This is a genomic window from Streptococcus salivarius (assembly GCF_002094975.1).
GTDB lineage: Bacteria > Bacillota > Bacilli > Lactobacillales > Streptococcaceae > Streptococcus > Streptococcus salivarius_D.
This window is the reverse complement of sequence record NZ_CP015283.1, coordinates 37,916-59,942: the sequence shown is the minus strand read 5'-3', so window position 1 is coordinate 59,942 and position 22,027 is coordinate 37,916. Positions and strand designations below refer to the sequence as shown.

At 39.5% G+C, this 22,027-nt stretch carries 22 protein-coding genes, 1 tRNA gene and 1 pseudogene; 22 read left to right on the top strand and 2 right to left on the bottom strand.

Translation table 11 applies throughout. The features are described from left to right. Window positions 1-56 precede the first annotated feature (56 nt). From murB to V471_RS00270, 6 genes are all read left to right on the top strand, one after another. Window positions 57-959 (top strand): UDP-N-acetylmuramate dehydrogenase, encoded by a 903-nt coding sequence (gene murB / locus V471_RS00295; RefSeq protein WP_084870979.1) that lies wholly within the window; start codon window positions 57-59, stop codon window positions 957-959. Between the two features lie 46 nt (window positions 960-1,005). Beyond that, window positions 1,006-2,160 carry an ABC transporter ATP-binding protein gene (locus V471_RS00290; RefSeq protein ID WP_002884517.1) on the top strand — a complete coding sequence of 385 codons (1,155 nt, stop codon included), beginning with the start codon at window positions 1,006-1,008 and terminating at the stop codon, window positions 2,158-2,160. Continuing rightward, window positions 2,144-2,938 carry an ABC transporter permease gene (locus V471_RS00285; RefSeq protein WP_045001535.1) on the top strand — a complete coding sequence of 265 codons (795 nt, stop codon included), beginning with the start codon at window positions 2,144-2,146 and terminating at the stop codon, window positions 2,936-2,938. Before V471_RS00290 ends, V471_RS00285 begins: the two co-directional genes overlap by 17 nt. Then, window positions 2,935-3,711, top strand: coding sequence for an ABC transporter permease (locus V471_RS00280; RefSeq protein ID WP_014632760.1), 777 nt, complete (start codon window positions 2,935-2,937; stop codon window positions 3,709-3,711). The genes V471_RS00285 and V471_RS00280 overlap by 4 nt, the downstream gene beginning before the upstream one ends. Next, a complete protein-coding gene (locus V471_RS00275; RefSeq protein ID WP_084870978.1) occupies window positions 3,704-4,771 on the top strand; it encodes an ABC transporter substrate-binding protein in 1,068 nt (355 codons plus the stop codon). Before V471_RS00280 ends, V471_RS00275 begins: the two co-directional genes overlap by 8 nt. Before the next feature lie 309 nt (window positions 4,772-5,080). After that, window positions 5,081-5,980: an SPFH domain-containing protein gene (locus V471_RS00270; RefSeq protein ID WP_004183097.1), complete on the top strand. Its 900-nt coding sequence runs from the start codon at window positions 5,081-5,083 to the stop codon at window positions 5,978-5,980. Between the two features lie 43 nt (window positions 5,981-6,023). Here the strand turns inward: V471_RS00270 and gloA are convergent, their stop codons facing one another. Next, entirely contained in the window at window positions 6,024-6,419 is a 396-nt protein-coding gene (gene gloA / locus V471_RS00265; RefSeq protein ID WP_002884456.1) for a lactoylglutathione lyase, read from the bottom strand. A gap of 116 nt (window positions 6,420-6,535) precedes the next feature. Between gloA and V471_RS00260 the strand changes: the two genes are divergently transcribed. The 7 genes and pseudogenes from V471_RS00260 to V471_RS00235 all read left to right on the top strand — a co-directional run bounded on the left by V471_RS00260 (window position 6,536) and on the right by V471_RS00235 (window position 11,510). Beyond that, window positions 6,536-7,429 (top strand): ROK family protein, encoded by an 894-nt coding sequence (locus V471_RS00260; RefSeq protein ID WP_084870977.1) that lies wholly within the window; start codon window positions 6,536-6,538, stop codon window positions 7,427-7,429. A 154-nt stretch (window positions 7,430-7,583) separates the two neighbouring features. Continuing rightward, window positions 7,584-8,678 (top strand): 3-phosphoserine/phosphohydroxythreonine transaminase, encoded by a 1,095-nt coding sequence (serC, locus tag V471_RS00255; protein WP_014632766.1) that lies wholly within the window; start codon window positions 7,584-7,586, stop codon window positions 8,676-8,678. A gap of 12 nt (window positions 8,679-8,690) precedes the next feature. Continuing rightward, complete coding sequence (locus tag V471_RS00250) at window positions 8,691-9,248, top strand: GNAT family N-acetyltransferase (protein WP_002884484.1); 558 nt, start codon at window positions 8,691-8,693, stop codon at window positions 9,246-9,248. 18 nt (window positions 9,249-9,266) lie between these two features. After that, on the top strand, window positions 9,267-10,448 hold the full coding sequence (locus V471_RS00245) for a 3-phosphoglycerate dehydrogenase family protein (RefSeq protein ID WP_084870976.1): 1,182 nt from the start codon (window positions 9,267-9,269) through the stop codon (window positions 10,446-10,448). 52 nt (window positions 10,449-10,500) lie between these two features. Next, window positions 10,501-10,986: pseudogene (locus tag V471_RS10895) on the top strand (methylated-DNA--[protein]-cysteine S-methyltransferase); the annotation flags it as partial. Window positions 10,987-11,028: 42 nt separating this feature from the next. Continuing rightward, window positions 11,029-11,382 carry an arsenate reductase family protein gene (locus V471_RS10890; RefSeq protein ID WP_037611955.1) on the top strand — a complete coding sequence of 118 codons (354 nt, stop codon included), beginning with the start codon at window positions 11,029-11,031 and terminating at the stop codon, window positions 11,380-11,382. Between the two features lie 57 nt (window positions 11,383-11,439). Further along, window positions 11,440-11,510 (top strand) — tRNA-Thr (locus V471_RS00235). 383 nt (window positions 11,511-11,893) lie between these two features. On the opposite strand, the gene V471_RS00230 is transcribed toward V471_RS00235, so the two are convergent. After that, window positions 11,894-13,069, bottom strand: coding sequence for a peptidoglycan bridge formation glycyltransferase FemA/FemB family protein (locus V471_RS00230; protein WP_045771947.1), 1,176 nt, complete (start codon window positions 13,067-13,069; stop codon window positions 11,894-11,896). Between the two features lie 862 nt (window positions 13,070-13,931). Here V471_RS00230 and V471_RS00225 point away from each other — a divergent pair. The 9 genes from V471_RS00225 (at window position 13,932) to ftsW (ending at window position 21,835) form a co-directional block, all read left to right on the top strand. Then, window positions 13,932-14,129, top strand: a complete 198-nt coding sequence (locus V471_RS00225; RefSeq protein ID WP_004183077.1) for a F0F1 ATP synthase subunit C — start codon at window positions 13,932-13,934, stop codon at window positions 14,127-14,129. Window positions 14,130-14,162: 33 nt separating this feature from the next. Beyond that, window positions 14,163-14,870, top strand: a complete 708-nt coding sequence (gene atpB, locus V471_RS00220; protein ID WP_045768748.1) for a F0F1 ATP synthase subunit A — start codon at window positions 14,163-14,165, stop codon at window positions 14,868-14,870. A gap of 20 nt (window positions 14,871-14,890) precedes the next feature. Next, window positions 14,891-15,388, top strand: a complete 498-nt coding sequence (atpF, locus tag V471_RS00215) for a F0F1 ATP synthase subunit B (protein ID WP_002886161.1) — start codon at window positions 14,891-14,893, stop codon at window positions 15,386-15,388. Continuing rightward, a complete protein-coding gene (locus V471_RS00210; RefSeq protein ID WP_002885901.1) occupies window positions 15,388-15,924 on the top strand; it encodes a F0F1 ATP synthase subunit delta in 537 nt (178 codons plus the stop codon). Before atpF ends, V471_RS00210 begins: the two co-directional genes overlap by 1 nt. A gap of 15 nt (window positions 15,925-15,939) precedes the next feature. Then, entirely contained in the window at window positions 15,940-17,445 is a 1,506-nt protein-coding gene (atpA, locus tag V471_RS00205; RefSeq protein WP_014633492.1) for a F0F1 ATP synthase subunit alpha, read from the top strand. Between the two features lie 18 nt (window positions 17,446-17,463). Continuing rightward, a complete protein-coding gene (locus tag V471_RS00200) occupies window positions 17,464-18,342 on the top strand; it encodes a F0F1 ATP synthase subunit gamma (protein WP_002886026.1) in 879 nt (292 codons plus the stop codon). Between the two features lie 76 nt (window positions 18,343-18,418). Continuing rightward, window positions 18,419-19,825 carry a F0F1 ATP synthase subunit beta gene (gene atpD / locus V471_RS00195; protein WP_002885994.1) on the top strand — a complete coding sequence of 469 codons (1,407 nt, stop codon included), beginning with the start codon at window positions 18,419-18,421 and terminating at the stop codon, window positions 19,823-19,825. Window positions 19,826-19,837: 12 nt separating this feature from the next. Then, on the top strand, window positions 19,838-20,254 hold the full coding sequence (locus V471_RS00190; RefSeq protein WP_002890211.1) for a F0F1 ATP synthase subunit epsilon: 417 nt from the start codon (window positions 19,838-19,840) through the stop codon (window positions 20,252-20,254). Window positions 20,255-20,554: 300 nt separating this feature from the next. Then, a complete protein-coding gene (ftsW, locus tag V471_RS00185) occupies window positions 20,555-21,835 on the top strand; it encodes a cell division peptidoglycan polymerase FtsW (protein ID WP_045002097.1) in 1,281 nt (426 codons plus the stop codon). Window positions 21,836-22,027: the final 192 nt, after the last annotated feature.

Here is a 22,027-nt window from a genome sequence, read left to right as displayed (position 1 = left end):
AGTCTATCACGATACCTACAAAGAAATCAATGTATAGAAAAAGTATGGAAAATAACATGTTAGATGAACTTAAAGAAGATTTAGTGGAAATTGATATTCGTTTCGACGAACCCTTAAAACGTTATACATATACCAAGGTTGGTGGTCCAGCAGATTATTTGGCCTTTCCACGTAACCGCTATGAACTCTCTCGTATTGTCAAATTTGCTAATAAGCATGACATTCCTTGGTTGGTTCTTGGTAATGCTAGTAATTTGATTGTCCGTGACGGTGGTATCAGAGGTTTTGTGATTATGTTTGACAGACTTAATGGTATCGCAGTTAATGGTTATCAAATTGAAGCTGAAGCGGGAGCTAACCTGATTGCGACGACCAAGGTAGCCCGTTTTCAAAGTTTGACTGGTTTTGAATTTGCAGCGGGGATTCCAGGTAGTGTTGGTGGTGCCGTCTTTATGAATGCTGGTGCCTATGGTGGCGAGATTGCCCATATCTTGGTTTCTGCTCAGGTTCTTACAAAAGACGGTGATGTTCGTACGATTGACGCAAGAGATATGCGTTTTGGTTATCGTCGTTCAGTGCTCCAAGAAACAGGTGAAGTGGTTATTTCAGCTAAATTTAACCTCAAACCAGGAGATTACGAGCAAATCAAGAATGAGATGAATCGTCTTAATCATTTGCGAGAGCTTAAACAACCTCTTGAATACCCTTCATGTGGTTCGGTCTTTAAACGCCCACCAGGTCATTTTGCAGGTCAGCTTATTGTGGAAGCAAATCTCAAGGGACATCGTATCGGTGGTGTTGAGGTGTCAACTAAGCATGCTGGATTCATGGTCAATGTTGATCACGGAACAGCTAAAGACTATGAAGATCTTATTGCAGATGTCATCGCTAAGGTTAAGGAAAATTCAGGTGTAACACTTGAGCCTGAAGTACGTATCATTGGCGACAAATTAAACTAATAAAACCCTATCCCTATATTTGCTATCCATGGAGGATTTATGACAATTGACTAATCCGATTATTGCCTTTCGAAACGTCTCAAAAGTGTTTGAAGATAGTGGCACACAAGTTTTAAAAGACATCAACTTTGAACTAGAAGAAGGTAAGTTCTATACCCTACTCGGGGCTTCTGGTTCTGGTAAATCAACGATTTTGAACATCATTGCAGGTCTCTTAGATGCGACCAGTGGTGACGTCCTTTTGGATGGAAAGCGTATCAATGATATTCCTATTAATAAAAGGGATGTCCACACCGTTTTTCAATCTTACGCCCTCTTTCCACATATGAATGTCTTTGACAATGTGGCTTTTGCCCTTAAATTGAAAAAGGTGCCAAAAAAGGAAATCGAAGAGCGTGTAGAAGAAGCCTTAAAGATGGTTCAACTAAATGGTTATCAAAAGCGCTCAATTCAAAAATTATCAGGTGGTCAACGTCAACGTGTGGCCATTGCCCGTGCGATTATTAACCAACCACGTGTGGTCCTTTTGGATGAGCCCTTGTCAGCACTGGATTTGAAACTACGTACTGAAATGCAATACGAGTTGCGCGAATTACAGCAACGTCTAGGGATTACTTTTGTCTTTGTTACCCATGACCAAGAAGAGGCCTTGGCCATGTCGGATTGGATTTTTGTTATGAATGATGGTGAAATTGTTCAATCAGGAACTCCGGTTGATATCTATGACGAACCTATCAATCACTTTGTTGCAACCTTTATTGGAGAATCCAACATCCTTCCAGGTGTTATGATTGAGGACTATTTGGTTGAGTTCAATGGGAAACGTTTTGAATCTGTCGATGGAGGAATGCGTCCTAACGAACCTGTCGAAGTGGTTATTCGTCCTGAAGATTTGCAGATTACACTTCCTGAGGAAGGCAAATTGCAAGTTCGCGTGGAAACTCAGCTCTTCCGTGGGGTCCACTATGAAATCATTGCCTATGACAATCTTGGCAATGAATGGATGATTCATTCAACCCGTAAGGCAATTGAGGGTGAGATTATCGGTCTTGATTTTACGCCTGAGGATATTCATATCATGCGTCTTAATGAGACAGAAGAAGAGTTCGATGCACGTATTGAAGAATATGTGGAAGTGGAAGAACATGAAGATGGCTTGATTAATGCCATTGAGGAGGAGCGCTATGAAGAAAACAGCTAGCCTCTTCTCGGTACCTTACCTCCTATGGCTCTTACTCTTCGTGGTTGCTCCAGTGCTCATGCTACTCTATCAGTCTTTCTTTGATATCAGTGGCAACTTTACATTGGATAATTATGGCACCTTCTTTTCAAGTTGGACTTACTTAAGGATGAGTTTTAACTCAGTTCTTTATGCAGCCATCATTACTCTAGTAACTCTCCTCATCTCTTATCCGACGGCATATCTTTTAACCAGACTGAAGCATAAGCAACTTTGGTTAATGTTGGTCATTTTGCCAACCTGGGTCAATCTCCTTCTGAAAGCCTATGCTTTTATGGGGATTTTTGGTCAACAAGGCGGTATCAATGCCTTTCTCGGTTTCTTTGGGATTGCACCCATGCAAATTCTCTTTACGGATTTCTCCTTTATTTTCGTAGCTAGTTACATTGAAATTCCCTTTATGATTCTACCGATTTTCAATGTACTAGATGATTTGGATGAAAATATTGTGAATGCAAGTAAAGATTTGGGAGCCAATGATTGGCAGACCTTTACCAAGGTTATTTTTCCCTTATCGCTTAATGGGGTACGCTCTGGCGTCCAGTCGGTCTTTATTCCTAGTCTCAGCCTCTTTATGCTGACACGTTTGATTGGTGGTAACCGAGTTATCACCTTAGGGACAGCTATCGAACAGCACTTCCTCACGACACAAAACTGGGGAATGGGGGCAACCATTGGTGTTGTTCTTATTGCTGCTATGATTGCGACAATGTGGTTAACAAAGGAGAGACGTCAATGAAAAAATTTGCAAATCTCTATTTAGCTCTTGTCTTTGTTATCCTTTACCTGCCAATCTTCTATTTAATCGCCTATTCTTTCAATAGTGGTGGCGATATGAATAGTTTCACAGGTGTTACTCTGGATAACTACCAGAGCATGTTTTCAGATAGCCGTCTTATGTTAATTCTGGCTCAAACCTTCTTTTTAGCTTTCCTTAGCGCTCTTCTGGCAACGATTATTGGTACCTTTGGGTCTATCTTTATCTATGAGAGTAAACAGAAGCAGCAGACTGGGATTTTATCCCTAAATAACGTGCTCATGGTTGCACCGGACGTCATGATTGGTGCAAGTTTCTTGATTCTCTTCACCTTGATTGGTTTCCAACTAGGCTTTGTATCTGTCTTATTGAGTCACATTGCCTTTTCAATCCCAATCGTGGTTCTCATGGTGTTGCCACGTCTCAAGGAAATGAATCGAGATATGGTGAATGCCGCTTATGACCTAGGTGCAACTCAATGGCAGATGTTACGTGAGGTTATGTTGCCATACTTGACACCTGGTATTATTGCTGGTTATTTCATGGCCTTTACCTATTCGTTGGATGACTTTGCAGTAACCTTCTTTGTAACGGGGAATGGTTTTTCAACACTTGCTGTGGAAATTTACTCACGTGCACGTAAGGGGATTTCTCTGGAAATCAATGCCTTGTCAACCGTTGTTTTCCTATTCTCTATTCTTTTAGTGATAGGTTATTATGCGATTACCAAGGAGAAGGAGGAGCAGGATGCGTAGACTCTATCAATTTCTGGCAGGTATCTTAGCCATTATCTTCTTCCTTTGGGGCATCTCTGCCTACATGCAGAGTCGTACTGGAAATGTGTCAGACAAATTAGTTATCTATAACTGGGGTGATTATATTGACCCAGACCTTCTGACCAAGTTTACAAAAGAAACGGGCATCAAGGTCCAGTACGAAACCTTTGATTCCAATGAAGCCATGTATACCAAGATTAAGCAGGGCGGAACAACCTACGATATCGCTGTGCCGTCAGACTATACCATTGATAAAATGGTTAAGGAAGACCTTTTGGTGAAGTTGGATAAATCTAAAATCAAAGGTTTTGACCAGATTGGTTCAAGCTTTAAAGGGCTTAGTTTTGACCCTCACAATGACTATTCCATCCCTTATTTCTGGGGAACTGTCGGTATTGTTTATAATACAAAATTGGTGAAAAAAGCACCACAGCACTGGGATGATCTTTGGTCACCAGATTACAAAAACCAGATTATGCTAGTTGATGGTGCGCGTGAAGTCCTTGGTTTCTCACTCAATAGCCTGGGATATAGCTTGAATACGAAGAACATGACTGAATTACGTTTGGCTGAAACTAAACTTAATAGTCTAACACCAAAAATCAAGGCTATTGTTGGTGATGAGATGAAGGGCTACATGGTTCAAGGTGACGCAGCTATCGGAGTGACTTTCTCAGGGGAAGCTAGTGAGATGCTTGATAAAAATGAGGACCTACGTTATGTTGTCCCATCTGAAGGCTCAAACCTTTGGTTTGATAATCTGGTGATTCCTAAGACTGTAAAGCATGAAAAAGAGGCTTATGCCTTTATCAACTTCATGCTTAAACCGGAAAATGCAGCGCAAAATGCTGAATATATCGGTTATGCCACACCTAACCAAGCAGCTAAAGCCTTGCTTCCAAAGAGTATCACCGATGATAAAGCCTTTTATCCCTCAGAATCAACCATTAAAAACCTTGAAGTTTATAACAACTTAGGACAAAAATGGCTCGGAATCTATAACGATATTTACCTTCAAGTTAAGATGTATCGTAAATAAGTCATTTGAGATTTGAGTTTTAGATGCCATCTAGAATGATTCTTCAAACGATTTTATTTTCGAAAATACTAAGAGGCTGAAACGCAATCGTTTCAGCCTTTTTCTTATTTCGAAAAGTCTCGCCTGTTGCGTACAACTTTCTCGATTAGCAGGAATTTTCAAGTTTTCAGGAGTGCTGACACATCAGTGATAAAGAAAGTGTCTCTTTTACACTATTTCGAACGAGCCATGCTATTTTTCTTGAAAAATTGTATTACTGTGCTATAATAAAACAAAGAAATTTTTAATGTTTATTTTGGAGGACTTAACATGCAAGCAGCACTTCTCTTTTTACTGTTTTCCTTCCTGATTATTTTGGGAATTCTCATTAGTATGCTTTACGTTGTACGTCAACAGTCAGTGGCTATCGTTGAACGTTTTGGACGTTATCAAAAGATTGCAACGAGTGGGATTCATATGCGTTTACCATTTGGTATCGATAAAATTGCCGCTCGTATTCAACTACGTTTGCTTCAAAGTGAGATTGTGGTTGAGACTAAAACAAAGGACAATGTCTTTGTCATGATGAATGTGGCTACTCAATATCGTGTTAATGAGCAAAATGTAACAGATGCTTACTATAAACTCATGCGTCCAGAAGCTCAAATTAAATCATACATTGAGGATGCTCTCCGTTCATCAGTTCCTAAATTGACACTTGATGAGCTCTTTGAGAAGAAGGATGAAATTGCCCTTGAGGTTCAACACCAAGTGGCCGAAGAAATGACAACTTATGGGTATATCATTGTTAAGACCTTGATTACCAAAGTTGAACCAGATGCTGAAGTTAAACAGTCTATGAACGAAATCAATGCTGCTCAACGTAAGCGTGTAGCAGCTCAAGAATTGGCAGAAGCTGATAAGATTAAGATTGTCACAGCAGCCGAAGCCGAAGCTGAAAAAGATCGTCTTCACGGGGTCGGTATTGCCCAACAACGTAAGGCAATCGTTGATGGATTGGCTGAATCTATCGCAGAACTTAAAGAGGCCAATGTGGGTATGTCTGAAGAGCAGATTATGTCTATTCTCTTGACTAACCAATATCTAGATACCCTTAATACTTTTGCGGCAAAAGGCAATCAAACCTTATTCCTACCAAATAATCCAAACGGTGTGGATGATATTCGTACCCAAATTTTGTCAGCCTTAAAGACAGATAATAAAAATTAAGCACAAAAAGAAGCCAGATCTATACGATCTGACTTTTTTTGTTTTATTTTTCTAGGAATTGCGTCAAACGGATAACTTCAATCTTATAGCCATCTGGATCAGTGATAAAGTAGTACATTTTTGGTTTACCAGGAAGACCTGAGAGGTCTGTGACAGTATAGCCAGCCTCTTTGTGAGCTTGGTGTGTAGCTTCTAGGTCATCAACACCAACGGCGATATGCCCGTATCCATCTCCGAGATCATAAGCTTCATGGTCGTAGTTGTAGGTTAATTCCAACTCGTAATCAGGATCATCTTCGAGTTGCAAGTAGACAAGGGTGAACTTATATTCTGGAAAATCATTGCGACGAGCTTCTTTGAAACCAAGAGCTTCTTTATAGAATTTAAGTGAGGCTTCTAGGTCCTTGACACGGACACAAGTGTGTAGAAATTTAGTCATGTGAGATAACTCCTTTTATCTAATTCTGTAAGTTTATGATAGCATTTTGGAACCGTTTTTTCTAGTTTTTGCTCTTTTGTGTTATAATGACGAATAACAATCTGTGGAGGATGCTTATGACGATTTTAGCGATTGATTTTGGGGGAACACAGATGAAGTCAGCACTTGTTTCGGAGCAGTTCGCCATTGAAAAGAATCTGCCGACGCAGTCATCCCCACAAACCTTGGAACAAGCTATTGACGTGATTGATCAGAAAGTTACTTCAGTTGAAGTAGACTTATCAGGTTTAGCAATTAGTGTTCCAGGGACAGTTGATACTGAGGAAGGTGTGATTTATCATGGTGGCTTATTGAGGTTCTTCCACGGCTTTCGTATTAAAGAGGTCCTCGAAGCCAAGTACCATCTACCTGTAATGGCACTTAATGATGGTAAAGCAGCGGCCTTGGCAGAGCTAGCCACAGGTCATTTGCAAGGAGTGACCAATGGTGCAGCCCTTGTTTTGGGTTCAGGTCTAGGTGGTGGATTCATTATTAATGGTAAACTTTTTCAAGGAAGCCACTTTCAAGCAGGGGAGTTGACCTTTCTGTTACCAGTTCAAATGGAAAAAGTTGATCCTTCATTGATGCGAGGCATGGATTTGTCGGCTGTCGGTTTAATTACCAAGGTAAATGAAGTGCTAGGTAACTCAGATTTAAAGGATGGTTTAGCCGCGTTTAAGGCCATAAATGCAGGAGATGAAACAGTCTATTCGCTTTTTGAAAGCTATTGCCGTAATCTAGCCATTACCATTTTGAATCTTCAAACCATCTTTGATGTGGAAACCTTTGTTATTGGAGGTGGTATTTCAGCGCAACCGATTCTTATCAAGGAGGTCAATCGCCAGTTTGATAAGGTTCACCATGAGATTGACTTTATCGGTAAAATTATTAAACGTCCCGAGATTGTTGCTTGTCATCATCATAATGGAGCTAATCTAATTGGGGCAGCCTATTTTCTTAAGCAAAAATAAACGGATACTAAAATCAATTACTGATCAAAATATACATAAAATAGCTAACTTTTTTGTGGCGAGCGGTTAATCCCGTTCGTTTTTTACTGTTAACACTTTACAATATTCAGAAAATTCGCTATAATAGGACCATTAAAATTTTGGAGGTGTCTTTATGACAATTTATAATTTCTCAGCAGGACCTGCTACATTACCAAAACCAGTGCTTGAAAAAGCCCAAGCTGAATTGCTTAACTATCAAGATTCCGGTATGTCCGTGCTAGAAATGTCCCACCGTTCTCCAGAATTTGACAAAATCGTTAAAGATGCGGAAGCGACACTTCGTGAGCTCATGGCTATTCCAGATAACTATAAGGTTATTTTCTTGCAAGGTGGCGCTTCAACACAATTTACAATGGTCCCACTTAACCTCGCTCAAGGTAAGAAAGCTTACTACCTTGTAGGTGGTTCATGGGGAAAAAAAGCTTATACAGAAGCTGTTAAACTTTCAAAAACCATTCCTTTTGAACCAATTCTTTTGGCCTCTTCAGAAGAAACTGTTTACGATCATATCCCAAGTTTTGACCCAGCAACAATTGATCCAGAAGCTGCTTATGTTCACTTGACAACGAACAATACCATTGAAGGAACATCTATCTACGATTTGCCTGATACTAATGGTGTGCCAATTGTAGCTGATATGTCTTCAAATATTTTGGCTGCTCGTTACAATGTTGAGGACTTTGCCCTTATCTATGCTGGTGCTCAGAAAAATATTGGACCTGCTGGTGTTACAGTGGTTATCGTTCGTGAAGACTTCCTTAACGACCAACCACAATTGTCTGCCATGTTGGATTACCGTATTCAAGCTGAAGCAGGATCACTTTACAATACACCACCATGTTTCAACATCTATATTTCAAAACTCGTCTTTGACTGGGTTAAAAATGAAATTGGTGGCGTGGACAAGATGGCTGAAATTCAACGTGAGAAATCAGGTCTTCTCTACGATTACATTGAGTCCTCTGATTTCTATACAAATCCTGTCAAAGATGCCAAGGATCGTTCTGTCTGCAATATTCCATTTGTAACACCAAGTAAAGAGTTGGATGCTAAATTTGTAGCAGAAGCAGATGCTCTTGGTTTCAAGAATATCAAAGGACACCGTTCAGTAGGTGGTATGCGTGCTAGTGTTTATAACGCTTTCCCACGTCAGGGTGTACTTGACTTGATTGACTTTATGAAGAAATTTGAAGCCGAAAATAAATAATTAGGTAAAGAGATGGAAATTAGACAAGCCTTCCCAAATGAAATTGGGGCTATCATGACTGTGATTGAGAGTGCTAGAACTGCTTTAGCAGAAGCAGGGAGTACCCAATGGCAAGGAGCTGATGGTTACCCTACAGAAGAAACTATCTTTGACGATGTCCTTAATGGGCAGGCCTATGTAGGGATTGTTGATGGTCAAATCGTTTCTTATGCTGCGGTGATTGTTGATGGAGACCCTGCCTACGACAAAATCTATGACGGGGACTGGAAACACCACAATAAGCGCTACATTACTTTTCATAGAATTGCCGTTTTAAGTGAATTTACGGGTCAAGGCATTGCTCAAACCTTTATTCAAGGTCTTATTGAGGGGACTGATGCTCATGATTTCCGTTGCGATACGCATGAAAAGAATACTGTCATGCAGCATATTTTGGAGAAGCTTGGCTATGTCTATTGTGGCAAGGTTCCTATTGATGGTGAACGTCTTGCTTATCAGAAAATCAAAACTAAGCGGGAGAAAGCCTTTTATCAAGAACTTGATGAAGCAGCTCACCACGGGATACATTGATTTAAGAGGAATAAAATTATGGTATTTAGTGTAAAAACGTATAACAATATTAACCAGATTGGTTTGAAGGAACTTGGAAATCATTTCCAAATTGATGGTGATTTAGCGGAAAATCCGGATGCCTTTATCATTCGTAGTCAAAATCTCCATAATACTGTCTTCCCTGACAACTTGAAAGCTATTGCGCGTGCTGGTGCAGGTACTAACAATATCCCAGTTGACGAAGCAACTGAAAAAGGGATTGTTGTCTTCAATACTCCAGGTGCCAATGCTAACGCTGTTAAAGAAGCTGTTTTGGCCTCTATCTTACTCTCAGCACGTGACTATATTGCGGCCAATGCTTGGGTTAACACACTTAGTGGTGACGATGTTCCTAAACAAATTGAAGCAGGTAAGAAACAGTTTGCAGGTAGCGAGATTACTGGTAAGACATTGGGTGTTATCGGGCTTGGTGCGATTGGTGCACGTATTGCCAATTATGCTTACCGTTTGGGAATGAAGGTCTATGGTTACGACCCATATGTTTCTATTGAAGCTGCCTGGAATATCTCTCACCATGTAAAACGTGTTTCTGATCTTAAAGAGATTTTTGAAAACTGTGACTATATCACTGTTCACGTTCCATTGACACCAGATACAAAAGGTACTTTCAATGCGGATGCCTTTAACCTCATGCAAAAAGGGACAACTATCATTAACTTTGCTCGTGCAGAGTTGGTAGATAACGATGCCCTCTTTGATGCTTTGGAAACAGGTGTGGTTAAACGCTATATCACAGACTTTGGTACAGAAGATCTCCTTAACAAACCTAATGTGACTGTCTTCCCACACGTTGGTGGATCAACAGGTGAAGCAGAACTTAACTGTGCGATTATGGCAGGTCAAACCATTCGTCGTTTCATGGAAACAGGTGAAATTGTTAACTCTGTCAACTTCCCACGTGTTCAACAGGCCTTAAGTGCCCCATACCGTATCACTTTGATTAATAAAAACGTGCCTAATATTGTGGCTCGTATCTCTACAGCGGTTTCTGATTTTAATATCAATATTGATAATATCATCAACCGTTCTAAGGGTGACTATGCCTATACACTTCTTGACCTTGATGAAACAGACAAGTCTAAGATTGATGAATTGGTTGCCAAGTTTGAAGCTAGTGAAAATATCGTTCGTGTGCGTTTGATTAAAGGTAAATCATAAGAGTTAATTGACAGGAACAAGAGATTCCTGTCTTTTTTGTTATAATAAAGATATGCTTTATCGTCAGTATTATTTATCTCCTATTGGACGCTTGTGCTTGGTGGCAAGTGACCAAGCGCTTTATGGTGTTTGGTTGGAGGGGCAAAAACATTTTCAGGCAGGGATCAAGGAAGAGGAGCTAGTAGACACCTCAAATTCTATCTTGAAAAAGACCAAGCATTGGTTAGAGGCTTATTTTAAGGGGGATAATCCAAGTCCAGATATCCTACCTCTAGCTGATAGAGGGACAGATTTTCAACAAAAAGTCTGGTCAGTTTTAGGGGAGATACCTTATGGACGGACCATTAGCTATGGACAGATTAGCCAGCAAATCTCCTGCAAATCCGCACAGGCTGTGGGAACTGCTGTTGGTAAAAATCCTTGGTTGATTCTGGTCCCTTGTCATCGTGTCTTGCCTAGTAGTGGTCAGATAGGTAATTATGCAGCAGGAGAAGAAGCTAAGTGTTTTCTACTGCATTTAGAAGACATCAGGTTTGACAGTCCCAGAGAGATAGCTTATGCTAGAAAAAAGGAGAAAAACATGTACACTTTTTATGAATATCCAAAATGTAGCACTTGCCGTAAGGCAAAGGCAGAACTCAATCAATTAGGTTTAGATGTTGAATCTATTAATATTAAGGAAAATCCACCTTCAGCTCAATTTTTAAAAGAGCTTTTGGAAGGGTCAGATTTAGAACTTAAGAAATTCTTCAATACGAGTGGTCAATCCTACCGCTCTCTAGGTTTAAAGGATAAGCTACCGACACTATCTCTTGATGAAGCTGTTGAACTCTTGGCTTCAGATGGTATGTTGATTAAACGTCCTATCTTGATTAAAGATGGTAAGGTTTTACAGGTTGGTTACCGTACGCCTTACCAAGACTTAAATTTATAAAAAATAAGCAAAAAATCTTGCCACAGTAAATAGAAGTATGGTAAGATTAAAACAGTTGCCGCTATAGTTAAATGGTATAATAGAGCAATGGTAATGCTCCGTTCCGAGTTCAATTCTCGGTGGTGGCATCTGTGATAGCGTCCAGCCTTAGGGTTGGATTTTTTTTATGTGAGTTTAAGCTTGTCTCGCTTCGAAGGTATGAGACAAATAAATCACCTATTATGCGAGAGTGTATTGAAAGCTTTACTGATAATACTAAGTACTGCGAATTCTTCTTTGAGAGTTTGTGACGAGTCAAGTGCACTAAGATTTGAAGAAAATGCTTGGGCACTGGCCGGTATTTGGTTTTTTAGCGTTTAAGCAAATTAACTGTTAGACGGGTGATTATGACTATTGAGAATAGTCTCACGTCGATTCTAATACAACAAAAAGTCATCATATGATGACTTTTTGTTGTATTAGAATTTTGTGTTTATTTTCAAGGAGAGAATAGCAAACAGTATTCTTTAAACTAAGAACGTTTAAGAAGCTTTTTAAGTCCTTGGATAAGTTTGTATTTTAAAGGTTGTGGGTAATAACGGAAGGTTCCCATCTTACGAACAATATAACCGTTAAAGTTTTGTTTAAATCGTAGAACTCCATCAGAGCCGTCAAACACGCCTGTAATTCCAAGGAAATTATAACTCATAATATTTCTCTTCAAAGTGCATTTCATGGCATGATACTGAATTAAGAAAGCAGCAGAGAATTTTTGAAATTCTGTATAGGAACCTCCAAATAGATAGGTGGCCTGATCTTGTGTATATAGTATTAAAGCACAAGCAAGAAGTATCTTCTCTGTATTAATTTTTTGTTTGAGCTCTGAAATGATCTGTTTTTGTTTATTCAATTTTTGAGCTTGTTGCTCATACTGTTTGCTCTTAGGGTTCAGTGAGGTAAGTTTACTATTTATGTGATCTAAGCTTTTTTCAAAATCTAACTCTGCTACCAAGAAATCAGCGTTATCACCAAATGCATCATATAGATCTGTATAATAATCTAAACTTTTATCTTCAAACCCTTGCCTTTTTCCGGTTTCTTCTATAATCTTTTTGAATTCTGTGATTTCGCCTTTATTTATTTTGCGAACAATAACATTATAGTCGAGAGCAGTTTTGATGTTTCTGACGCTATTTTTGTTAAATGATTTTAATAAGGATGTTTCATCAAAGCCCTCAAGATTTTTCAAATAATGCCAGGTTGGTTCCCCTTCAGGATAGCCTACCTGTAAACCATCAAATTTGTAGCCAAGATCTGTTAGTGTAGAAATTAATTCTGTTTTCTCAGGTTCAGTAGGCTTTCCATCAATTTCAAATGTCTGATAAGTGTCGTCTGGCTTTACAACCAGTTCTAGAGCTCCCTGTTTCTTAGCAAAAAGTTGTAATTCATGATAAAAACTCTTTAAGTCGGATTCATCTGTATACGATGGACCACTATTAATTTCTATTCTGACTCCTCCAGTCAAATGCTTCATGAAAGCAATAGCAGCAACAGTAATTTCATTATTACTTTTCCAACCTAAAAACTTAGTCTCGAATCCTCTTTTTCTTAGGAGATTAGACATTGATACTGTTTGCATGAACGAATGTTCTTTACATTTTTCTATGAAAGATGTAAACTCTTCCTCTTTCAAAATTGTAAAACTCATTTTATTTCCTTTCGATTACAAGTAAATAGTTATATAAGATATTATAACAAAAATAAGTTCAGATGCTTCAAACTATCTATATTTCAAATTGACTATAATCACAGAATGATAAAGTCTAGGAATCTCACATTATATAAATCTAGGTACAGTGAGCTTCCAGATTCTATCGTTGACAACGAAAGGAAGATAGCAGAAGCTTTTTGAACAACAGAAGTTGTTAAATCTGACGAGTTACCGTTTTATACACGTCATTTTATGAAAAATACAAAGTCTCCAAGGGTTGGTATTGTTGTTCCTAGGCTATAAAAAATCAAGGCTGGGTAAGTCGTCTAACATCTGATAATATTAGTGTTTATTTTATTCAAGGAAAGAAGCAACATCAATGGTGATTATTGATAAGTTAATCATTTGATATAGATCGATACCAATATTAAAAAGTGTCGGAGTAGTGTCTCCTACGTTTGGAGTTAGCAGGACTTTTAAAAGAAATAATGGAGCAATTTGAAAAAAATAATCAGCTTTCCTTCAGCTTTCTTTAAGCAACCCAAGCTATACTATAATCATCCTAATAAGTATTGCTGAACATGGTTCGGTAGAACTCACACCTCTGACGCTGAGTCAGACAGTGAAACTTTCTTTTTTTCATAAATTTCCCAAACAAGTCTAACCTGCCATAGTTAGGCTTGTTTTTTTTTGGAATTAGCAGATCAGCCTGTTCATTAAAAGTAAACGCTTACGCAAAAATAGTGAAAACGTTAGGCAAAGTCAGTGAAAACGTCTAAAAAACCGTCAATTCGTTGACTTTCGTGGAAAATAGGACTAAAATAACAGGGTAAAAAAAAATTAAAAGGAGAATTCTACTATGAATTTAACTATCTTAGGCCTCGGTTTGGCCGTTATGGGTGTATCTATTGGTGAGGGTATCCTCGTTGCCAATGTCGCTAAAGCTGCAGCTCGCCAACCTGAGATGTTTAGCAAACTTCAAACATTGATGTTTACTGGTGTTGCCTTTATCGAAGGTACCTTCTTCGTATTGTTTGCCCTTAGCTACATTGTCTAATAGACAAATAAAAAGATGAAGGAGGGATGAGCAGTGGAAACTACAAGTAATCCAACCGTCTCATTATTTGGGATTGATTTTGACTTGACTGTCCTTGCCATGTCTCTCTTGACAGTAATTATCGTTTTTGGAGTGGTTTTCTGGTCAAGTCGTAAGATGACCATTAAACCAAAGGGAAAACAAAATGTGCTTGAGTTCATCTATGAGTTTGTGAATAGTACCATTTCTCAAAATCTTGGGAAATTCACGAAGAATTATAGTTTGCTCTTGTTTGTAATTTTCACCTTTGTTTTTACAGCAAACAACTTAGGTTTGCTTGTATCTGTAAAAAGTGAGCATTACAATTTTTGGACTTCTCCAACATCGAACTTCGGTGTTACTATCACTCTTTCTTTGATTATTACCCTCATTAGTCATATTGAGGGGATCCGTAAAAAAGGGTTTAAAGGCTATCTAAAAGGCTACCTTTCACCATACCCAGCTATGCTCCCAATGAACATTTTGGAACAAATAACCAATCTTGCTTCATTGGCCTTGCGTTTGTTTGGTAACATTTATTCTGGTGAGGTACTTACTGGCTTGATTCTTAAATTGGTGACATGGTCTGTCTTTGCAGCACCTGTATCCTTTGCTTTGAACCTTGTCTGGGTTGCCTTTTCAGCCTTTATCGGCTTCATCCAAGCCTATGTCTTTATTATCCTAAGTTCAAACTATATTGGTGATAAAGTCAACGAAGAATAATTAAGAAAGGGAGAAATGAAATGTCATTACTGATTAATAGTACGACACTTGGTAATATCATTATCACACTCGGCTCAGTTTTTCTCTTGTATTACCTCATCCGTAAATTCGCATGGGATCAAATTACAGGAATCTTTGCTGCTCGTGAAAAGAAAATTGCCACAGATATTGATAGTGCTGAAAATGCTCGTCAAGAAGCAGAAAGCTTGGCACAAAAACGTCAAGATGAGTTAGCAGGTGCTCGCACTGAGGCGGCTCAAATTATTGATGGGGCCAAGGAAACTGGTAAAACTCAAGAATCAAAAATCATTGCAGAAGCACATGATGAAGCTAAACGCTTGAAAGAAAAAGCAAATCAAGACATCGCCCAAAGCCGTGTGGAAGCACTTGCTGGAGTTAAAGGTGAAGTTGCAGACTTGACTGTCCTCTTGGCGGAAAAAGTTATGAAACAAAACCTTGATGCTAAAGCGCAATCTGACTTGATTGATAGCTATCTTGATCAATTAGGAGATGCTTAATGGATAAGAAAACACAAGCTCTTGTTGAGCAGTATGCCAGAAGCCTGGTAGAAGTCGCTTTTGAACAAGACGCCGTGTCAACAATCCAAGAAGAAGTAAGGCAAATCCTAACAGTTTTTGCTGAAACAAATCTAAAAACCTTCTTGTCGCAGGAAAATGTGACAAGTGAAGCTAAAAAAGAAAGTTTGAGCTTGTTTCAAGAGTCTTGTTCAGTGTATATGAACAATTTTCTTGAGGTAATCTTACTCAATGACCGTGCCAACATTCTCTATGATGTGTTGAAGTTGGTCCTTGAGCTCTTTGATCAAGAAGACAATACTTACGATGTCACAGTGACATCAGCAAGTCCCTTGTCTGAAGAACAAAAAGCTCGACTTTTGGCGATTGTTTCACAAAAATTTGAGATTAAGACACGTCGTTTAGTAGAAAAAATTGATGAGGACCTCATCGGAGGATTCGTCATCAAAGCAAAAAATAAGGTTGTTGACACGTCAATTCGCAGTCAATTGCAAACCTTTAAAACGAATTTGAAATAGAAAGTGGTGTGACTTTTGGCAATTAACGCACAAGAAATTAGCGCTTTAATTAAAAAGCAAATTGAAAACTTCCAGCCAAACTTTGACGTCACTGAAACTGGTGTCGTTACCTATATCGGTGACGGTATCGCACGTGCTCGTGGTCTTGATAATGCTATGAGTGGTGAGTTGCTCGAATTTGAAAATGGTGCCTATGGTATGGCCCAAAACCTTGAAACTAATGATGTCGGTATCATTATCTTGGGGGATTTCGTAGCAATTCGTGAAGGCGATATTGTTAAACGTACTGGAAAAATTATGGAAGTTCCAGTTGGTGAAGCCCTTATTGGTCGTGTAGTAAACCCACTTGGGCAACCAGTTGATGGTCTTGGTGACATCGAAACAACAGGTTTCCGTCCAGTTGAAACACCTGCTCCAGGTGTTATGCAACGTAAATCAGTTTCTGAGCCATTGCAAACTGGTCTTAAGGCCATTGATGCCTTGGTTCCAATCGGACGTGGTCAACGTGAATTGGTTATCGGAGACCGCCAAACTGGTAAAACTTCAGTAGCCATTGATGCGATCTTGAACCAAAAAGGTCAAGATATGATCTGTATCTATGTGGCTATTGGTCAAAAAGAATCAACAGTTCGTACACAAGTAGAAACTCTCCGTAAACACGGTGCTCTTGATTACACAATCGTTGTGACTGCCTCTGCATCACAACCATCACCATTGCTTTACATTGCGCCTTATGCTGGTGTTGCAATGGCTGAAGAGTTCATGTATAACGGAAAACACGTACTGATTGTTTATGATGATTTGTCTAAACAAGCCGTGGCCTACCGTGAACTTTCATTGCTTCTCCGTCGTCCACCAGGTCGTGAAGCTTACCCAGGGGATGTCTTCTATCTCCACTCACGTCTTTTGGAACGTTCAGCTAAAGTTTCGGATGATCTTGGTGGTGGTTCAATTACTGCCTTGCCAATCATCCAAACGCAAGCCGGAGATATCTCAGCATATATCGCAACAAACGTTATCTCAATCACAGATGGACAAATCTTCTTGCAAGAAAACTTGTTTAACTCAGGTATTCGTCCAGCCATTGATGCGGGTTCTTCCGTATCACGTGTAGGTGGATCAGCGCAAATTAAAGCGATGAAGAAGGTTGCTGGGACACTTCGTCTTGACTTGGCTTCATATCGTGAACTTGAAGCCTTTACGCAATTTGGTTCAGATTTGGATGCTGCGACTCAAGCGAAATTGAACCGTGGTCGTCGTACAATCGAAGTTTTGAAACAACCGCTTCATAAACCACTTCCAGTTGAGAAACAAGTTGTTATCCTTTACGCTTTGACACACGGTTTCTTGGATAGTGTTCCGGTTGATCAAATCTTGGATTTTGAAGAAGCACTCTATGACTACTTTGATGGTCACCATGAGGATATCTTTGAAACTATTCGTACAACTAAGGATCTTCCTGAGGAATCTGTACTTAATGAAGCTATCCAAGCTTTCAAAGATCAGTCAGAATATAAATAGAAATAGGGAGGACAGCATATGGCAGGCTCTCTAAGAGAAATCCAAGCAAAAATTGCTTCAACAAAGAAAACGAGTCAAATTACAGGAGCCATGCAAATGGTTTCTGCATCAAAATTGACACGTTCTGAGCAAGCTGCTAAAGATTTCCAAATCTATGCCTCAAAAATTAGACAGATCACAACAGATCTTCTACATTCAGAATTGATTAATGGTTCGTCAAATCCAATGTTGGACGCACGTCCAGTCCGTAAGACAGGTTACATTGTCATTACTTCAGATAAGGGACTAGTTGGGGGTTATAACTCAACAATTCTTAAAGCTGTGTTGGACATGATTAAACGTGACCATGATTCTGAAGATGAATATGCTATCATTTCTATTGGTGGAACAGGTTCAGATTTCTTCAAGGCTCGTAACATGAATGTTGCTTTTGAACTTCGTGGCCTTGAAGATCAACCTAGTTTTGAACAAGTCGGAAAAATCATTTCTAAAGCAGTAGGAATGTATCAAAATGAACTTTTTGATGAACTCTATGTGTGCTACAACCACCATGTCAACAGTTTGTCTAGTGAGGTTCGTGTGGAACAAATGCTTCCTATCGCTGATTTGGATCCCAATGAATCAGAAGGTCATGTGTTGACCAAGTTTGAATTGGAACCAGATCGTGACACTATTTTGGATCAACTCTTACCACAATATGCTGAGAGTCTTATCTACGGTGCTATCGTAGATGCCAAAACAGCTGAGCACGCAGCTGGTATGACTGCAATGCAGACAGCCACTGATAATGCGAAGAATGTGATTAACGATTTGACAATCCAATATAACCGTGCGCGTCAAGCTGCCATCACTCAGGAAATTACTGAAATCGTTGGCGGTGCAAGTGCACTTGAATAGCTAGAGATTTGTCTTAATTAGACACACATGAAAAAAGGATGATTGTCATCCAGAAAACTATCATAAGGAGAAAACAATGAGCTCAGGCAAAATTGCTCAGGTTGTTGGTCCTGTTGTAGACGTAGCGTTTGCAGCTGGTGATAAACTTCCTGAGATTAACAATGCATTGGTCGTTTATACTGATGAACAAAAGTCTAAACGTATCGTGCTCGAAGTAGCTCTTGAACTTGGAGAAGGTGTGGTTCGTACCATTGCCATGGAATCTACTGATGGATTGACTCGTGGACTAGAAGTTCTGGACACTGGACGTCCAATCAGCGTTCCTGTTGGTAAAGATACCCTTGGACGTGTCTTTAACGTTCTTGGTGATACCATTGACTTGGAAGCACCTTTTGCAGACGATGCAGAGCGTGAACCAATTCACAAAAAAGCACCAACTTTCGATGAATTGTCAACATCTACTGAAATCCTTGAAACAGGGATTAAAGTTATCGACTTGCTTGCCCCTTACCTTAAAGGTGGTAAAGTCGGACTCTTTGGTGGTGCCGGTGTTGGTAAAACCGTTCTTATTCAAGAGTTGATTCACAACATTGCCCAAGAGCACGGTGGTATTTCCGTGTTTACAGGTGTTGGTGAACGTACACGTGAAGGTAATGACCTTTACTGGGAAATGAAAGAATCTGGCGTTATTGAGAAAACAGCCATGGTCTTCGGTCAAATGAATGAACCACCTGGAGCACGTATGCGTGTTGCCCTTACTGGTTTGACAATTGCGGAATACTTCCGTGATGTCGAAGGTCAAGACGTGCTTCTCTTCATCGATAACATCTTCCGTTTCACTCAAGCAGGTTCTGAGGTTTCTGCCCTTCTTGGTCGTATGCCATCAGCCGTTGGTTACCAACCTACACTTGCTACTGAAATGGGTCAATTGCAAGAACGTATCACATCAACTAAAAAAGGTTCTGTTACATCAATCCAAGCCATCTACGTTCCAGCCGATGACTATACTGACCCAGCGCCAGCTACAGCATTTGCTCACTTGGATTCAACAACCAACCTTGAACGTAAGTTGACACAAATGGGTATTTACCCAGCCGTTGACCCATTGGCATCAAGCTCACGTGCCCTTTCACCTGAAATTGTTGGTGAAGAACACTATGCTGTTGCGACTGAAGTTCAACGTGTGCTTCAACGTTACCGTGAATTGCAAGATATTATCGCTATCCTTGGTATGGATGAATTGTCAGACGAAGAAAAAACATTGGTTGGACGTGCTCGTCGTATCCAATTCTTCTTGTCACAAAACTTCAACGTTGCTGAACAGTTTACAGGTCAACCAGGTTCTTATGTTCCAGTTGCTGAAACTGTTCGTAGCTTTAAAGAAATCCTTGAAGGTAAATATGACAATCTTCCAGAAGATGCCTTCCGTAGCGTAGGTCCAATTGAGGATGTAGTAGCTAAAGCTAAAGCTATGGGCTACTAATGAGGTGAATATATGGCACAAATGACCGTACAAGTGGTAACTCCGGATGGTCTTAAATATGACCACCATGCCAGCTTTATCCACGCGGTTACTAAAGATGGTCAAATTGGTATCTTGCCAGGCCATATTAACTTGATTGCGCCACTTGAAGTGGATGAACTCAAGGTTCGTCGTGTGGATGACGAGAGTCACGTCGATTGGATTGCCGTAAATGGTGGTATCATCGAAGTTAAAGATGATTTTATTACTATCGTTGCCGATTCAGCAGAACGTGAACGCGACATTGACGTTTCTCGTGCCGAACGTGCCAAGCAACGTGCCGAACGTGACTTGGAAGAAGCAACTAAATCTGACCGTATTGATGAAGTTCAACGTGCTCAGGTTGCTCTCCGTCGAGCACTTAATCGTATCAGTGTCGGTACAAAATAAGATAAACAAAAAGCGAGACTTAGGTCTTGTTTTTTGTTTGTCTTAAAAGAAAACATAAAAAGAAAACATAAAAAGAAAACATAAAAAGAAAACATAAGAAGTAGCAAGGTTATCAAAGAAAGCTCATTGTAAAACCTATCTGAAGGTAAGATAAAATAATCAGATTTTCAGTCCTGAAAACGGTTAATTTAGCTTTTGCTTTAGTTTAAGGTATCAAAGTGTTATAATATAAGCTGTTAGCTTTATATTTTAAGAGAAAATGTAGAGTAACGTAATAGAAAGTATGAGTTTTTTAAAGATATGAAAATTGAAAAGAAGCATCTTTTAGATTACACCATTTTGATACCTTATTTAATCTTATCCGTGGTTGGTTTAATAGTAGTGTATTCAACAACGAGTGCTCGTTTAGTAACCTTGGGGGCCAATCCCTTCGCATCTGTTATGAACCAAGGAGGCTTCTGGTTGCTATCCTTGTTCTCTATTTTTTTCATCTACCGACTGAAATTGAACTTTCTCAGGAAAGATAAGCTTTTGGGTGTTGTTATTGCCTTTGAGATTTTACTTTTGGTCATTGCCAAATTTTTCACCAGGGAAATCAATGGTGCCAATGGTTGGATTGTGCTAGGTCCCTTGTCTTTCCAACCAGCGGAGTACCTTAAGATCATTGTTGTTTGGTTTTTGGCACACACCTTTTCAAAAAAACAGTCTGCCATAGAACGTTATGACTACCAAGCCCTGACGAAGAATAGATGGATTCCTAGGAATGGTAAGGAACTTAATGACTGGCGTGTCTATTTGCTTGGTATGATCGGTTTGGTTGCTATCCAACCTGACTTGGGGAATGCGGCTATCATTGTATTGACTACAGTAGTGATGTTTTCAATTTCTGGTGTTGGCTACCGTTGGTTTACGGCCTTATTTGCCAGTATTGTAGGGATTTCGTCGGCCTTCCTAGGCTTAATTGCCTTGGTTGGGGTTCAAACCATGGCTAAGGTACCTATCTTTGGATATGTTGCCAAGCGTTTCGCAGCATATTTTAATCCGTTCAAGGATTTGACAGGATCTGGTCTTCAGCTATCTCATTCATACTATGCTATGAGTAATGGAGGATGGTTTGGTCTCGGGCTTGGAAATTCAATTGAGAAAACTGGTTATTTACCAGAAGCTACAACAGACTTTGTGTTTTCGATTGTTATTGAAGAATTAGGTCTTATCGGAGCCGGCTTGATTCTGGCCCTCCTCTTTTTCCTCATTCTTCGTATTATGATTGTGGGAGTTAAGGCCAGAAATCCATTTAACTCTATGATGGCGCTTGGTGTGGGAGCTCTCATGCTTATGCAGGTCTTTGTTAATATTGGGGGAATCTCAGGGCTAATCCCATCGACAGGGGTTACCTTCCCCTTCCTTTCACAAGGTGGTAACTCGCTTCTGGTAACTTCTGTTGGGATTGCTTTTGTTTTAAATATTGCTGCCAACGAAAAGCGTGATAATATTGTTCAAGCTATTGAGGACGAGTTATCTCAGACTCAAGAATTGGAAAATCAAGATGAAAAAATTGTACCTTTAAGAAGAGGTCGTTAATTCGGCTTCTTTTTTACTTGATAGCGTTTTGCATTAGTAAAGGTAATACTAAAAGCTTGTAGAAGTAGTAGAAATAGAAATACTGAAAGAAATATTTGTGATTACTCTAAAGAAAAATTGAAAACTATATAAAATACTTGCAATTCTATGACATTTTGATAGAATAGTAGAGTAAAGTTAGACTGTATTGCC